A 14,349-nucleotide genomic window follows, 5' to 3' on the forward strand; every position below is an offset into this window, starting at 1 on the left:
CGCTTTTTCCATGCTATAGACGCGGCCAGCATGGCCCACTACCTGGAATTCGAAAAGCCGATCGCCGAGCTTGAAGGCAAGATCGAGGAGCTGAAGCGCCTGACCGGCGACGGCACCCTCAATATTGCCGACGAGGTCGCCAAGCTGCAGGCCAAGGTCGACCGCCAGATCCGCACCGTCTATGCCAAGCTTACCGCGTGGCAAAAAGTGCAGGTGGCACGGCATCCCGAGCGCCCGCATTGCAAGGAATTCGTCGCCGGCCTCATCGACGGTTTCACCCCGCTCGCCGGCGACCGGCTGTTTGCCGACGATGCGGCCATCATCGGCGGCATTGGGCGTTTTCGCGGCCAATCGGTCGTCGTGATCGGCCAAGAGAAGGGCTCGGACACCGAAAGCCGCATCAAGCACAATTTTGGTATGGCCAAGCCCGAGGGCTATCGCAAAGCCCAGCGCCTGATGGCCTTGGCCGACAGGTTTTCGCTGCCGGTCATCTCGCTGATCGACACGGCCGGTGCCTATCCCGGCATCGACGCCGAAGCACGCGGCCAGGCCGAAGCCATCGCCAAGACAATCGAAGCGGGCTTGCGCATCAAGGTGCCGTTTGTGGCGGCCGTGCTCGGCGAGGGCGGCTCGGGCGGCGCCATTGCGATTGCCTCGGCCAACAAGGTGCTGATGCTCGAACACGCGGTCTATTCCGTGATATCGCCCGAGGGCTGTGCCTCGATCCTGTGGCGGGCGGCCGACCAAGCACAGGTCGCAGCCGAAGCATTGAAGCTGACTGCCCAGGATCTGCTGAAGCTCGGCGTGATCGACGGCATTGTGGGCGAACCGCTGGGCGGGGCCCATCGCGGCAAGGAAGAGACGATCACTGCCTTGGGCGACGCGATCGCGGTGTCGCTTGCCGAGATGAAGGGCATCGACGGCGGCGTGCTGCGCGCGCGTCGGCGCGAGAAATTTCTCGATATGGGCCGTAGAGGGCTTTGAGCGAGCTGGGCGACCCCGCCGCGTTGCTGGCGGCGATCCGCAGCGGCGAGCGCCGCGCCCTTGCCCGCGCCATCACCCTCGTCGAATCGACTGCGGCACACGACCGCGCGCGCGCCGACGATCTGCTCGCCCTGCTGCGCCCGCAAGCCACGTCGCCCGTCGTGCGCGTCGGCATTTCGGGTCCGCCGGGGGCCGGCAAATCGACCTTCATTGAAGCTTTCGGTCTCTATCTTTTGGCGCAAGGGCGCAAGCCTGCCGTGCTCGCGGTCGATCCGTCGTCGCCCGTGTCGGGCGGCTCGATCCTCGGCGACAAGACGCGCATGGAAATGCTGGCGCGCGACGCGCGCGCTTTCATCCGCCCGTCGCCGTCGGGCGGCAATTTGGGTGGGGTTGCGCGCCGGACGCGCGAGGCGTCGCTGCTGTGCGAGGCGGCCGGATTCGACACGATACTGATCGAGACCGTCGGCGTGGGCCAGTCCGAGACGGCCGTGGCGCAAATGGTCGATCTTTTCATGCTGCTGCTGCCGCCGGCCGGCGGCGACGAGCTGCAGGGCATCAAGAAGGGCATTGTCGAACTTGCCGATCTTGTCGCCATCAACAAGTCCGACGGCGATCTTGAGGCGGCCGCGGGCCGCACCGCGTCCGACTACACGGCCGCTTTGCACATGCTGCGCCCATCCAACGCCGCTTGGCATCCGCCGGTCCTGCGCGTGTCGTCGCTGCACGGGACCGGCATCGCCGAGATCTGGGCCGCGATCCTCGCCCACCGTGCCGCCTTGGGGGGCGACGGTTTGGTCGCCAAACGCACTTCCCAAGCCAAAACCACCCTTTGGCGCGAAATCGAGGACGGGCTCGCCGAAATCCTGACCGGCGAACCGGCCCTCAAAAATCTCGTCGAATCGGAAGAAAACAAGGTATTTCAGGGGGTTAAAAGCCCCTACAAGGCCGCCGCTGCGATTTTGTCGGCGTTGCGAGGGCGGCCTGCCAAAGGCAGCGGTTGACGGCACGCGCGCCAGACCCTAAAACCGCCCCCTCTTTGCTGTGCCCCGGGTCGTCAGGGGCGTTTTGGATGAGGGTTCGTATTATGTCGCGTCGCTGCATGGTAAGCGGAAAAGGTCCGCTGGTCGGCAACAATGTGTCGCACGCCAACAACAAGACGAAGCGCCGCTTCCTGCCCAATCTGCAGGATACGACGCTGCTGTCCGACGTGCTTGGCCGCTCGGTGCGCCTGCGCCTGTCGACCAACGGCCTCAAGACCGTCGAACATTCGGGCGGTCTCGATGCGTGGCTCGTGAAGACGCCCGCCGCCAAACTCGACAAGCAGATGCGCCGCTTGAAGGAACAGGTCAAGGAAGCGCTCGTGAAGCGCGCCGCCTGATCGCCTTCGAACGGTTGCCGAAGGGATAATCAAAAACACGATCATCCTTGTTTCCGATACAAGAACTCAAAAGCCCGCCCATGCACCGGCGGGCTTTTTTTTGGCTGATTGTCGGACATTGAATATGGCTGCTGCGCATCAGCTGTGAGAAAGCCGGGCTGACAGCGGGCGCGCTTCGAGTGCCGCGATTGCCAAGACGGCCACTGCTTGCCCGACGATCAGCCCGACACCAAGCCGCGTCGGCTGCACGATCCCCAAAAACAGAACGCCGAAACTGGCAACAACCCAAAGCAAGTTACCTAGCACGACGACAGCAACACCCAACCGAGGCGGATGGAGCGGCCAGGATACTGCGAGAATGACCAAGCCCGAGGGCAGCAGCAGCAAGCCTGCAACCAATAGAAAGCCAAGCGACAAGCCTGTCGGCTCCGCAAGCATGCTGGAAAATCCGATGAGGGCGGAGCCCATCGCAAAACAGACAACGCCGTCAAGGCGCAGAATTGTGCGGGGCGAGAGTGCAGCGTTCATGGACATAGCTTTTGCCTCCTGTGCGGTGAAGCGCATCGTGCGCGCAGCCCCGAGATTGCAGGCACGGCGCAACGCAAAGCGATTACCTACAAGGTCATTGTCGGTAAGCGACTGGTCGAACAGAGTGAGGCCATGAATACGCGCAATCCTGAATTCGGTGCGCTTCTGCAGGCGTGGCGCAAGCGGCGGCGGCTCAGTCAACTCGACCTATCCACCGAGGCAGGCGTTTCGCAGCGCCATCTGAGTTTTCTGGAATCGGGCCGTTCGACGCCGAGCCGCGACATGGTGTTCCAACTGGCCGCGACTCTCGACGTGCCGCTGCGCGATCGCAATGCACTTTTGCTGGCAGCGGGGCTTGCTCCGATCCTGGTCGATCGCGGGATTGCGCATCCAGACCTCGCCGCCGCACGTCGGGCCATCGACGCCATTCTGCACGGACATGCCCCCAATCCCGCACTGGCTGTGGATCGGCATTGGCAGCTCGTGCTGGCGAATGGCGCCGTCGGGCCGCTTTTGGCCGGGGTGGCCGCGCATCTGCTCGTCGGTATCCCCAACGTCCTGCGGCTCAGCCTGCACCCCGCCGGCCTGGGCAGCCGCATCCGCAATCTGCGCGACTGGCGGGCACATGTCTTCCATCGCTTGGCGCGCCAGATCGACGCAACGTCCGACCCGGTGCTCGTCGATCTGCTCGCTGAGTTGCGCGCCTATCCTGTGCCCTTTAGCGCAGCGCCGCCGACGCCGATCGAGCGCATGTGGGGTGAGTTTGCCTTCAAGCTGGAGCTGCAAGAACCCGAGGGCGCGATGCTGTCGCTTCTTACGACAACGACCGTGTTCGGTACGGCCATCGACGTCGCCTTGTCGGAGCTTGCCATCGAGTCGTTCTTCCCGGCCGACGAGGCGACTCGGGAATATTTTGTTCGGCTTTCAAAGCGCGTGCAACCCGAGGCAGCGGCCACGACCCCTGGCTGACGCTAAGCGCGACGCTAAAGCGCGAACACCGCCAGCAGCGTGCGCTGAAGCGACATGTAGTTGTCGTCGGCGATGAGCCACAGCAGGATTGTGCCGTCGGGGCCACGCGTGGCGGCGATGCCTTCGTAATTGTCGACGAGCAGCGGCGGGCGTAGGCGCGCAAGCTCGGTGCCTTCGACGATAGCGCCGCCGACCCACGCCCCTGCGGCCACACGCACAAGCCGCGTGCCAAAGCCGCCGAAGAATAGCGAGAAGCTGCGCTCGAGCACGATGCTCGAGCCGTCGTCGAGCACGCACATTCCGACGGGCGCGAAATCGGCGGCGGCCCGGTAATTGAGCTTGGCCCAGCCGGTCGGCGTTTGCACGAAGCCGCGATGCAGGCCGGCTTCAAGTCCTTCTTCGACGAGCGTGAGCAAAGCACCGCCCGGCAGACAGGCAAGCGCTTCCATGCCGCCATTGCGCGGCGTTTCGCCCAAATTCGGACCTGGGATGGCGCGCGGCGGGCGCGAAAAGGGCGACTGGGTTGGCGGATAAACAAGGATGCGCGGGCGTTGCTCGAAGCTCACGGCAAAGCTGCCGTCAGGCATTCGCGCGAGCCCTTCGGCGTCGCTGTCGGCGCGCAGCAGCGCTTTGCCGTCCGGCCCCGTCAGGCGCCCCAAACGCGCATTGCCAAGCCCCTGCAGGTGCCCGTCGAAGAGAATGACCGCATCGAGCGTCCAACCGCGGTCGGAGATCGCGATAACGCGTCTGTTGGCAGGATCGATCCACAGATCGGACCAGCCGCCGAAGCGCTTGTCGGACGATTGGAGCCACAGGCCGCCGCGCCAAGCGAGGGCGCCCACACGATCCAGCTCCGGGGCGCGCTCGTCGAGCGGCATTCTGTGGGCGCTGAGTTCGATCGCCTCGTTGGCACGCGCAAGGCTCGGAAAAGACAACGCGGCGAGCGCACCGCCGCCAAGGGCAAGTGCGCTGCGCCGCGTTGGGTGCATCGAGTGCGGGCGCCTGCTTTAAGCGAGCGTGCGCGCGAACCAGGCTTCCAGACGGCGCCAACCGTCGCGCGCCTGCTCGGGCCGGTAGCTCGGCCGGTAGTCGGCATGGAACGCGTGCGGCGTGTCGGGATAGGTCACGATATCCGACGCGGTGTTGCCCGAGGCGCGCAAGGCTGCACGCATGCGGTCCACGCCTTCGTTCGGGATGCCGGCATCCGCACCGCCGTAAAGGCCCAGGATCGGCGCCTTGATGCGGGCGACCTGCTGGATCGGATGCTGGGTGCGCATGGCGTTGGTTTCGCCTTCGACCACACCGTACCACGCCACGCCCGATTTGACGCCCGGATTGTGCGCGGAATAGAGCCACACCACGCGCCCGCCCCAGCAGAAGCCGGTGATGCCGAGCTTGCTCGTGTCGCCCTTGCCGACGTCGCGGCCGGCCCAACGAACGGTCGCGTCGATGTCGGTCATGACTTCGGCGTCGGGAACTTTCGAGACGATGTCGCGCAGCACGGTCTGCACGTCGGGTGCGGTCGCGGGATTGCCGTGGCGGAAATAGAGCTCGGGTGCGACAGCAAGGTAGCCTGCCTTCGCAAGACGGCGGCACACGTCTTTGATGTATTCGTGCACGCCGAAGATTTCCTGCACCACAATCACGGTCGCAAAATGGTCGCCTTGTGCGGGGCGCGCATAGTAGGCGGGCATGCCGCCGGTTGCGGTGGGTACCGTGACCATGCCGGCGGCAAGGCCGACCGTATCGGTCGTGATCATAGTCTGGGCCTGCACGGGACCCGCCGCAATGGCAAAGCCGGTGGCAATGCCTGCACCCGCCATGAAGCCGCGGCGGCCGACCGGCAGCGCCGGCGGCTGCAGCGAGGTTTTCTGCGAGTCGAGGAGATCAGTGGGGCGAATATCGTCGGGCATGTTCGATCCTTCCAGGTTGAGAGGGGGGTGGAATTTTCAGCGCGTCACGATACGTCCGTCGATCGGGACCCGCACCGGCGAGTTGGCACGGACATAGGCGGCCAGGGCATCGTCGAGGCCCGGGCCGAAATCGTAGGGATCGATGGCACTGTCGCGCAGCACGGTGTAGCCGTCGCCGCCGCGGCGCATGAAATCGTTGGTCGCGATCGAATAGGTCGCGTTTGGATCGAACGGGCCGTAGCTGCCGTCCGCCCGGCGCAGTTCGACCGAAACGACGCGGCTGCCCACGGGGCGCGAAACGTCCCACGTGTAGCGCACGCCCGCGACCTGCGGGAAGCGCCCGCCGCCTTGCGCCACCTGCGACAAGCCGTTTTCGAGGGCTGCCACGAAATCGCTGCCCTTGAGCTTCAACGTTGCGACCGAGTTCTGGAACGGCAAGGTGGTGAGCACCGCGCCCAAGCGGATTTCGCCCGCCGCAATGCCGGCGCGCAGGCCGCCGCCGTTCTGGAGTGCTATCTGCGTGCCCTGGCCGCGCGTGGCCGCAAGCATCGCTTCGGCGACGAGATTGCCGAGCGCGCATTCGCGTGCGCGGCAGCCGTCGAGCGTGTAGTCGATAGCCCCCTGGCCCACGCGCGTCTCGCGCACTTGGGCGAGCGGTCCGTCGAGCCGGTCGATCGTCGCCTGGATGGCCGCATGCGGCACCACCGATTGCGCAATCAGGATCGTATTGCCCGACGCCGCCACCACGTTGCCGGCCGCGTCGAAATCGATATCCAAGCGTCCGACATGGCGCGAGAAGGCGCCGGCCTGCACGATCGGCACGTCGCGGCCCGACGGGTTCTTGACGAGCGTGGGATACGGCCCTTGCGCGCCGTCGATGCCGTTGCCGAGCAGCGTGTGCGAATGGCCGCCGACGATCGCGTCGATGCCGTCCACGGCCGCCGCAACCTCGCGGTCGCGCGGCAAGCCCAGATGCGAGAGCAGCACGATGTGCGTAACGCCCTCGCCGCGCAGCTTGGCGACGAGCGGGCGCAGCACGTCTTCGGCCTTCGAAAAGCGCAAGCGCGGGCCCGGCGACGCGATTTCGGGCGTGTCTTCGGTCGTGGCCCCCACGACCGCGATCTTCACGCCCGCGCGCGTGAGCACGACATGGCTTTTGAACAGGTCGCGCAGCACGGGCTCGGTGCCGGCGTCGATATTGGCCGACAACACGGGGAAGCGAGCCGCGCGCAGGAAGCGCGCGAAGTTTTCCGGGCCATCGTCGAATTCGTGGTTGCCGATCGCCATCGCATCGTAGCCGACCTGGCTCATCACTTCGAGTTCGGCCGAGCCTTTGTAGTGGCTGTAGAAAAGCGAGCCCTGAAACTGGTCGCCGGCGTCGAGCGTGAGCACCTGGCGGCCGGCGGCTTCGGCCGCGGCCTTCTGCGTCTGCAGCGTGGTGGCCACACGCGCCATGCCGCCGAAGCAGCGGTTCTGCGCGGCATCCTGGGCCGAACACGTGCTGCTCTGCGCATTGACCGGCTGCAGGCGCGAATGGATGTCGTTGTTGTGCAGGATGGTGAGTTTGAGCGGTGCGGGCGGTTCGCCCGCACAGGCCCCAAGACCCAACGCCAGCAACGAAGCAAACAGGATCTTGCGCATGGATCTTCTCCGGACGGTTAAGCGCGGCGGCGGCGGCCTTGCGGGGCTGCGTCTTCTTCGAAAAGTTCGGCGAGTTTTTCCATGACCGTGCCGCCGAGCTGCTCGGCATCGACGATCGTGACGGCACGTTTGTAGTAGCGCGTCACGTCGTGGCCGATGCCGATGGCCAGGAGTTCGACCGGCGAACGGTTTTCGACGTATTCGATGGCTTCGCGCAGATGGCGCTCGAGATAGTTGCCGGGATTGACCGACAGCGTCGAATCGTCGACCGGTGCGCCGTCTGAAATCACCATCAGGATCTTGCGCTGCTCGGGACGTGCGATGAGGCGGTTATGCGCCCACAGCAGCGCTTCGCCGTCGATATTCTCTTTGAGCAAACCTTCGCGCAGCATGAGACCGAGCGACTTGCGCGCGCGCCGCCAGGGCGCATCCGCCCCCTTGTAGACGATATGGCGCAGATCGTTGAGGCGGCCCGGATTGGCCGATTTGCCGCCCTGCAGCCAGCGCTCGCGGCTCTGGCCGCCCTTCCAGGCGCGCGTGGTGAATCCCAAGATCTCGACCTTGACCGCACAGCGCTCGAGCGTGCGCGCCAGAATGTCGGCCGACATGGCGGCAACCGTGATCGGCCGGCCGCGCATCGAGCCCGAATTGTCGATCAGCAGCGAGACGACCGTGTCGCGGAATTTTGTGTCGAGTTCGCGCTTGTAGGACAGCGAATAGGCCGGATTGGCGACGACGCGCGCAAGGCGTGCCGCATCGAGCATGCCTTCTTCGAGGTCGAACTCCCACGCACGGCTCTGGCGGGCAAGCAAGCGGCGCTGCAGCCGGTTGGCGAGCCGCGCGATAACGCCCTGCAGATGGCTCAATTGCTGGTCGAGATGGGCGCGCAGGCGCGTGAGCTCCTCGGCGTCGCAAAGAGCGTCGGCCTCGACAATCTCGTCGAACTCGGTCGTGTAGGCGCGGTACATCGGCTGGTCGGTCGAATTGCGCCCGTCCTGCGGCGGACGCGCGCGCTTGCCTGGCCGCTCGGGCCCGTCTTCGCCCATGCCGTCGCTGTCGTCGCCTTCCTGCTCCTCGCCTTCGCCCTCGCCGCCGTCTTCGCCGGCGGCTTCGCGGGTTTCGGAGCCCTGCATGGCTTCGGCCTGCGAGGTGTCGCCGCTGTCTTCGGCCTCGCCCGATTTCTGGCCGTCGTCGTCCTTTTCGCCCTCTTGGCTCTGGTCGTCGTCGGCCTCGGTCGATTGGCCTTCTTCTTCGCCAAGCTCGAGATCGGCGATGAGCTTGCGCGCGGTTTCGGCAAAGACCGCCTGGTCGTCGAGACTGCGCGCAAGATCGACGAGATCGGCACCTGTCTTGGTTTCGATCCACGGGCGCCACAGATCGACCATGCGCCTTGCGGCTTCGGGCGGTTGGCGACCGGTGAAGGCCTCGCGCGCCAGCAGCGACAGCGCATCGACGAGCGGTGCGGACTCGCGGTCGGCGATGCGCGCATAACCCGCCTGGCGGCAGCGCTCGTCCAACGCGGCCCCCAGATTGTCGGCGACGCCCGCCATGTAGCGGGCACCGAGTGCCTCGCAGCGCGCTTGTTCGACCGCGTCGTAGATGGCGCGGCCCATCGCCCCTTGCGGCTGGCGCTTGGCATGCACGGCGGCATTGTGGTGGCGCTGCTTGAGGGCGATCGCGTCCGCCTCGCCGCGCACGATCGCGACTTCGCCCGGCGGCAGATCGCGCGCGGGCTGCGGCAGCAGCGCTTCGGTCCCGCGCAGATTGGCGGGCTCGGCCGAGAAAGCGACGGTCAGTTCCGGCACGCCCGCGATGGCGCGCACGGCGGCTGCCGTCGCTTGGCGAAAGCGCTCGACCGGACCTTCGTTGTTGCGTTGGGCCATCAGGCGACCGGCTGCAAGATCAGCCGGCCTTGCGCACGGCAAGCCCCGCACCGCCCGGCAATTCGACGCCGAAGCAGCGTTGGTAGTATTCGGCCACGGTCTGGCGTTCGACCTCGTCGCACTTGTTGAGGAACGTGACCCGGAACGCGAATGCCACGTCGCCGAAGATGCGCGCATTCTCGGCCCAGGTGATGACCGTGCGCGGGCTCATCACGGTCGAAATGTCGCCGGCCATGAAGCCTGCGCGCGTGAGGTCGGCCAGCGCGACCATGGCGGCCAAGATGTCGCGGCCTTCCTTGGTGTCGTAGCCTTGCGACTTCGCGAGCACGATGCGCGTCTCTTCGTCGTGCGGCAGATAGTTGAGCGTGGTCACGATGTTCCAGCGGTCCATCTGGCCCTGGTTGATCTGCTGCGTGCCGTGATAGAGGCCGGTCGTGTCGCCGAGGCCCACCGTGTTGGCCGTCGCAAACAGACGGAACGCCGGATGCGGGCGCAGCACGCGGTTCTGGTCGAGCAGCGTGAGCTTGCCGTCGAGTTCGAGCACGCGCTGGATCACGAACATCACGTCCGCTCGGCCGGCGTCGTATTCGTCGAACACGAGGGCCACCGGGTGCTGCAGCGCCCAGGGCAGCAGCCCTTCGCGGAATTCGGTGATCTGCTTGCCGTCGCGCACCACGATCGCGTCGCGCCCGACGAGATCGATGCGGCTGATATGGCTGTCGAGATTGATACGGATGCACGGCCAGTTGAGGCGGGCGGCGACCTGCTCGATATGCGTCGATTTGCCCGTGCCGTGATAGCCCTGCACCATCACGCGGCGGTTGAAGGCGAAGCCCGCCAGGATTGCAAGCGTGGTTTCCTTGTCGAAACGGTAATTGTCGTCGCGGTCCGGCACATGGTCGGTGGGGGCGGTCGAAAACGCCGGCACTTCGAGATCCGAATCAATGCCGAAGACCTCCCGGACTTTGACCTTGATGTCGGGCACGCGGGTGTGGAGGTCGGCATGCAGCGGGGCAGACGCGATCGCAGGGGACATGTGGTTGGCAACTCCGGACAGGACGAAGGCGGACGGGGCGAATTCGGACGAGGCGCGTAGCAAGATAGGGCGGCCTGCTTGGGTTACGAGCGGGCCGTCTGTTTTGCGATCTGCGCCTTCAGGACGGTGTAGGCCTGATTGATGGATTTTAGACGTTCTTCCGCCGCCTTGTCGCCCCCGTTTGCGTCCGGGTGATGGCGTTTGACGAGCGACTTGTATCGAGACTTTATCTGGTCGAACGTGGCATCCCAATCGAGCTCGAGCAGCGAAAGCGCCTCCTCGACAGGGCCAACCGGGCGCTGTTTGCGGGGTTCCGGCTTCGCATGCGCCTCGAATCCCGGGATTTCGCCGTCGGCAAACCAGCGCCGCATCGCCTCTTCGAGCGCTTCGGTGCGCCCGAGCGGTGCCCGGGCACGTTTGCCGACCCCCATCGGCCAAGTCGGGCGGCGGCCGATCACGTCGGCCCGGCGCTCGCGCTCCAACGTGTCGGCATCGACCCCTTTGTAGAAGTCCCAGGAGGCATTGTATTCGCGCACATGGGCAAGGCAGAACCAATAGAAATCGTTGAGCTTTTTGCGATCCTTGGGGGCCCGATAAGCGCCCTGTTCGGCACAGCCCGGATGGTCGCAGACACGCGGCGCCGATCGTGGATCGGTCTGAGGCCTGTCGTAGGGGCGGGTGCGCGCGCGTGCCATAACCATGGAGTATGGCCGACGATGTGCGGTTCAACAAGAACAGGGCGGCAAAATTCAGCTCGAAAGCGCAATCCCAAGCAAGTTCGACAATATTTCAATAAAACCTCGGCATCTCTGGCCATTTTGGCTTTTTGGCCCTACAATCATATTTCTTCGAGACGGCGATTTTTGGGGCGGCAACGAAAATGGCAAGCGAGTATCGCTTGATTTTCTTCGATCAGAACGAACTGTGCCGCGCCTTGATCGAATACAACAGGCAGCGTCGCACGCCGTTTCCGCCAGGCAATTTGCGCAAGGTGGTGATCGGGCGCAGCGCGCTCACCGTCACGATCCAGGTGGATCCCGACAAGGGCGGGGAAACCGAGATGGTCACGTTCGACACGCCCTCGATCGCCGCCGCTTTGATCATTTTCTGCAAAGACCGCAAGATTCCGCTGCCGGCCAAATCGTCCAAGGAAATGCGCGTGGTGGCTGACCGGCTGTGCATGCTGATCCGCACCAAGGGCACGCCTGCCGAAGCCGCCATTGCGGTCGAATACACCGGCAAAATCGTCGCGACGGCTGCGGCTTAAGCGGCGATTTTCTTCGCGGGAGCGGAATTCCGCTGCCAGCGGAAACAACCCTATTGCGAAATTCTGAAAGAATACGCTCTGAAGCGGCGCCAACCGACGCGCGACGCCTCCCCCATGCACCATCGACACAGTGCCCAAAAACGGGGCCTTCGGGCCTCGTTTTTCGGCCTGCGGCTGCGTTTAAATAAATTATCCTTGTAAGGTTAAATTTTCTGTATATATTATGTTCTCAAGTTAACTCACTCTCCATACCGGAAAGCACCCTTCAACCGGCCCGGCTTTAAGGCCCGGCGCCGAAACGCCGGAGCCTTGCCATGTACGCCCCAGAGACCAAACGCCGCGAGGACGAAGAAACTGCCGACAGCTGGTTCGATCTTGCCGACACCGTCGGCCTCGGCCGCATGAACGGCCGAAGAGATGTGTTCAAGGTCGAAAGCATTCTGGCCGACGCGGGCGATCTCGATTTCGCCGGCACCAACGGCCCGAGCGGCTATGGGCAATACACGCTCGACGATGGCGTGCGCAAATTTCAGAAGCGAAACGGTCTCAAGGTCGATGGTTGGCTGCGACCCGACGGCCCCACCGTCACCAAGATGCGCGAACAATTCGGCGACCGCTTTGCGGGCTTTCCAGCCCCCACGCAAGAGCAGATCGAGCAGCATCATGCGTTGGGCCAGGACGGTTTGCTCGTGGCGCGTCCGCCGCGCATCGAACTCAAAAAGCCGAAAAACTATCCGCCTGTGGACCCCGCGACGCATGGCTCGAATACATCGTGGGTCGAGTTCCTGACACGCAGCCGCACGAACTTCGACGGCGCGCCAGAGATGCTTGCGACCTACATCAAGAATTTCGGCGCGCGCGGCGTGTTGCAGGCACGCGACTTCGTCGAGCAGTGGGATGCGGCCAAACCCGGCGAAGGGCCGGACGTGGTGGCGGCCGTCCTTCGCCATCTCGACAATTCGGTCGATCGGCGCGCGTTTGTCGGCGGCGATCTGCCGCAGAGTGCGCCCATCGGCACGCTGCGCCCCGAGGCGTTGCAAGCGCTCGCGCGCGCAGGCGATGCGGCACAGCCGGACGAAGGCGGGCGCGGTTCTAACATCCAACTGGCGGCGGCCGGGCGAACGATCATCCAGGGGGCGTTGCCCGAACTTGGCGCAATCGTCGGCGGCGCACTCGCAAAGAGGGAGATCGACGAAACACTGAAGCCCGGCCAAGCGCCGTCGAGCCCGCCGCCGTCCGTATCGCCGAGTGGCACGTCTGATCCGCTGCCCGGTCGCCCGCCCGCCCCGCCGTCCGAAAAGCTGCAGGGCACCACGCCTGCACCGCCGATCCAAGCGCTGCCGGGCTTCCCGGACTTGACCGACGCAGACCGCGAGATGCTCAAAACCATCCCGCAAGCGCCGGACGACGTGCGCGCCGAGATCAACGATCTCATCACGAATGTCGTCTTCAATATCGAATATGACGACCGCCGTATCGACAATCGCGGCAAAGATTCGACTGTAGATGGCACAAATATCGCAGCAAAAGAGTTCAGCGAGGCCTTGAAAGCTTCTCGTGTCGCCGATATCTACAAACATCTCGGCGGTGCGTCTATAGATGGAAAGCGTGAAGCTTACTTGCCGGAAAAAGAAATCGAGACACCGGACGGCGCCCGCCGCCCGGACATAACGATGGGCGTTGAAGACGACAAAGTCGGCAAGTATCCAAAAGGCCATATCAACACCGCCTCGACCCGCGCCGACGGCACCTTGACCAGCCGCGAACAGCGCGCGATAGAGGCAATCCAGAATGCGGTTCGAGACAGGGGCCTTGCCGAGGCGATTCCCAAGCTCGAGGAAGGTGGAGATCGGGCGGAATATGCCAAAATTGCCCGCGCCGCTTCCGACAGAATCGTCCGAACGATCGAAAAAATTGTGCTCGATTCCGGGCATACGCCAAATTGAGGCTGTGTCATGGACCTGAAAAAACTGATGTGGGAAGGGCCTGCGCCGATCGTCCCGCCGAATATGGGGCACCATGTAAATTTTGCATGGTGCACCGAGGATTGGCGACGTTTCGAGCTTTCGGTGCGTGCCGCTTATCCGAATGTTTTTTTCTACGAAGGCCTCAAAAACTCCGAAGAATCGGGCGAAGCCGAGCCGCCATTGACGCGCATCGAGCGGTTGGATCGCTCGCGCCCGGGGCGAACCATCCGAATGCTGTTCCCGGATCCGACTTGGGAGCCGAAATGGATTCGACGGGCGGGCGGTTCCGGCAATCTGTATTGGACCTTCGACCAATACTGGTCGCCTCGAATCTGGATGGGATCGCCGACGGCGGAATCTTACGAGGATCGCTGGTGGCCGCGCGACGGCAATCCCCCTGTCGTGGCTTGGCCAAGTCAGAGCATTCAAAGCTCCTACCGACGGCAGTTCGAACATGAGGCGAAGTGCCAAGCCAAGATATTGAATCTCGCCCGCAAGATCGGCCGTCGCATGGTCAAAGTTCGATGGGAGTCGCTTGCGGACTATCGCGCGGGGATCGGGCGCGTCGATCGGTTTTTCCGGAGCAGCGAGGCCCACTACGTTTCCGACGGGGTGATCGACTGGTACCGTCAGGACCGCAAACGAGCGCTCTTTTTGAACGTTCTGCCGCAGCTCGGCATGGCTTTCTCGCGCATGCCCCCCGAAGACGTGCCAGAGCATTTTTGGGGCGACGTCAAGAAACCCAAATGGGTGCTCGACGCCATCGAGAAATACCGGCGGTAA

General features: G+C 64.3%; 14 protein-coding genes. 7 read left to right on the plus strand and 7 right to left on the minus strand.

The genetic code is table 11. The features are described from left to right. Positions 1-30 precede the first annotated feature (30 nt). From O9320_15540 to rpmB, 3 genes are all read left to right on the plus strand, one after another. Positions 31-984 carry an acetyl-CoA carboxylase carboxyltransferase subunit alpha gene (locus O9320_15540; GenBank protein ID MCZ8312258.1) on the plus strand — a complete coding sequence of 318 codons (954 nt, stop codon included), beginning with the start codon at positions 31-33 and terminating at the stop codon, positions 982-984. Then, entirely contained in the window at positions 981-1,985 is a 1,005-nt protein-coding gene (meaB, locus tag O9320_15545) for a methylmalonyl Co-A mutase-associated GTPase MeaB (protein MCZ8312259.1), read from the plus strand. Before O9320_15540 ends, meaB begins: the two co-directional genes overlap by 4 nt. An 83-nt stretch (positions 1,986-2,068) precedes the next feature. After that, entirely contained in the window at positions 2,069-2,362 is a 294-nt protein-coding gene (gene rpmB, locus O9320_15550; protein ID MCZ8312260.1) for a 50S ribosomal protein L28, read from the plus strand. Between the two features lie 138 nt (positions 2,363-2,500). Here rpmB and O9320_15555 read toward each other — a convergent pair whose 3' ends face one another. Beyond that, on the minus strand, positions 2,501-2,926 hold the full coding sequence (locus tag O9320_15555; GenBank protein MCZ8312261.1) for a hypothetical protein: 426 nt from the start codon (positions 2,924-2,926) through the stop codon (positions 2,501-2,503). A 96-nt stretch (positions 2,927-3,022) separates the two neighbouring features. Between O9320_15555 and O9320_15560 the strand changes: the two genes are divergently transcribed. Then, complete coding sequence (locus tag O9320_15560; protein MCZ8312262.1) at positions 3,023-3,859, plus strand: helix-turn-helix transcriptional regulator; 837 nt, start codon at positions 3,023-3,025, stop codon at positions 3,857-3,859. A gap of 14 nt (positions 3,860-3,873) precedes the next feature. Here the strand turns inward: O9320_15560 and O9320_15565 are convergent, their stop codons facing one another. From O9320_15565 to O9320_15590, 6 genes are all read right to left on the minus strand, one after another. Continuing rightward, positions 3,874-4,848, minus strand: coding sequence for an esterase-like activity of phytase family protein (locus tag O9320_15565; protein MCZ8312263.1), 975 nt, complete (start codon positions 4,846-4,848; stop codon positions 3,874-3,876). An 18-nt stretch (positions 4,849-4,866) separates the two neighbouring features. Continuing rightward, positions 4,867-5,772, minus strand: coding sequence for a dienelactone hydrolase family protein (locus tag O9320_15570; GenBank protein ID MCZ8312264.1), 906 nt, complete (start codon positions 5,770-5,772; stop codon positions 4,867-4,869). 36 nt (positions 5,773-5,808) lie between these two features. Next, positions 5,809-7,413, minus strand: a complete 1,605-nt coding sequence (locus O9320_15575; GenBank protein MCZ8312265.1) for a bifunctional metallophosphatase/5'-nucleotidase — start codon at positions 7,411-7,413, stop codon at positions 5,809-5,811. Positions 7,414-7,430: 17 nt separating this feature from the next. Continuing rightward, a complete protein-coding gene (gene cobT, locus O9320_15580; GenBank protein ID MCZ8312266.1) occupies positions 7,431-9,296 on the minus strand; it encodes a cobaltochelatase subunit CobT in 1,866 nt (621 codons plus the stop codon). Positions 9,297-9,315: 19 nt separating this feature from the next. Beyond that, positions 9,316-10,332, minus strand: coding sequence for a cobaltochelatase subunit CobS (gene cobS / locus O9320_15585; GenBank protein ID MCZ8312267.1), 1,017 nt, complete (start codon positions 10,330-10,332; stop codon positions 9,316-9,318). 83 nt (positions 10,333-10,415) lie between these two features. Beyond that, positions 10,416-11,033, minus strand: coding sequence for a J domain-containing protein (locus tag O9320_15590; GenBank protein MCZ8312268.1), 618 nt, complete (start codon positions 11,031-11,033; stop codon positions 10,416-10,418). Between the two features lie 197 nt (positions 11,034-11,230). Between O9320_15590 and O9320_15595 the strand changes: the two genes are divergently transcribed. The 3 genes from O9320_15595 (at position 11,231) to O9320_15605 (ending at position 14,349) form a co-directional block, all read left to right on the plus strand. Continuing rightward, the gene (locus O9320_15595) at positions 11,231-11,599 is read left to right on the plus strand and encodes a hypothetical protein (protein MCZ8312269.1); all 369 of its coding nucleotides are present in this window, start codon (positions 11,231-11,233) and stop codon (positions 11,597-11,599) included. Positions 11,600-11,913: 314 nt separating this feature from the next. Further along, positions 11,914-13,545 (plus strand): hypothetical protein, encoded by a 1,632-nt coding sequence (locus tag O9320_15600; protein ID MCZ8312270.1) that lies wholly within the window; start codon positions 11,914-11,916, stop codon positions 13,543-13,545. Between the two features lie 9 nt (positions 13,546-13,554). Then, positions 13,555-14,349, plus strand: a complete 795-nt coding sequence (locus O9320_15605) for a hypothetical protein (GenBank protein MCZ8312271.1) — start codon at positions 13,555-13,557, stop codon at positions 14,347-14,349.

It is taken from the genome of Magnetospirillum sp., from assembly GCA_027532905.1.
Taxonomy (GTDB): Bacteria; Pseudomonadota; Alphaproteobacteria; order CACIAM-22H2; family CACIAM-22H2; genus Tagaea.

Excerpts from the sequence above, each read along its gene's own strand:
- O9320_15540 (MCZ8312258.1), top strand. The coding sequence starts at position 31 with ATGGCCCACTACCTGGAATTCGAAAAGCCGATCGCCGAGCTTGAAGGC.
- rpmB (MCZ8312260.1), top strand. The coding sequence starts at position 2,069 with ATGTCGCGTCGCTGCATGGTAAGCGGAAAAGGTCCGCTGGTCGGCAAC.
- O9320_15555 (MCZ8312261.1), bottom strand. The coding sequence starts at position 2,926 with ATGCGCTTCACCGCACAGGAGGCAAAAGCTATGTCCATGAACGCTGCA.
- O9320_15560 (MCZ8312262.1), top strand. The coding sequence starts at position 3,023 with ATGAATACGCGCAATCCTGAATTCGGTGCGCTTCTGCAGGCGTGGCGC.
- O9320_15565 (MCZ8312263.1), bottom strand. The coding sequence starts at position 4,848 with ATGCACCCAACGCGGCGCAGCGCACTTGCCCTTGGCGGCGGTGCGCTC.
- O9320_15570 (MCZ8312264.1), bottom strand. The coding sequence starts at position 5,772 with ATGCCCGACGATATTCGCCCCACTGATCTCCTCGACTCGCAGAAAACC.
- O9320_15575 (MCZ8312265.1), bottom strand. The coding sequence starts at position 7,413 with ATGCGCAAGATCCTGTTTGCTTCGTTGCTGGCGTTGGGTCTTGGGGCC.
- cobT (MCZ8312266.1), bottom strand. The coding sequence starts at position 9,296 with ATGGCCCAACGCAACAACGAAGGTCCGGTCGAGCGCTTTCGCCAAGCG.
- cobS (MCZ8312267.1), bottom strand. The coding sequence starts at position 10,332 with ATGTCCCCTGCGATCGCGTCTGCCCCGCTGCATGCCGACCTCCACACC.
- O9320_15590 (MCZ8312268.1), bottom strand. The coding sequence starts at position 11,033 with ATGGTTATGGCACGCGCGCGCACCCGCCCCTACGACAGGCCTCAGACC.
- O9320_15600 (MCZ8312270.1), top strand. The coding sequence starts at position 11,914 with ATGTACGCCCCAGAGACCAAACGCCGCGAGGACGAAGAAACTGCCGAC.
- O9320_15605 (MCZ8312271.1), top strand. The coding sequence starts at position 13,555 with ATGGACCTGAAAAAACTGATGTGGGAAGGGCCTGCGCCGATCGTCCCG.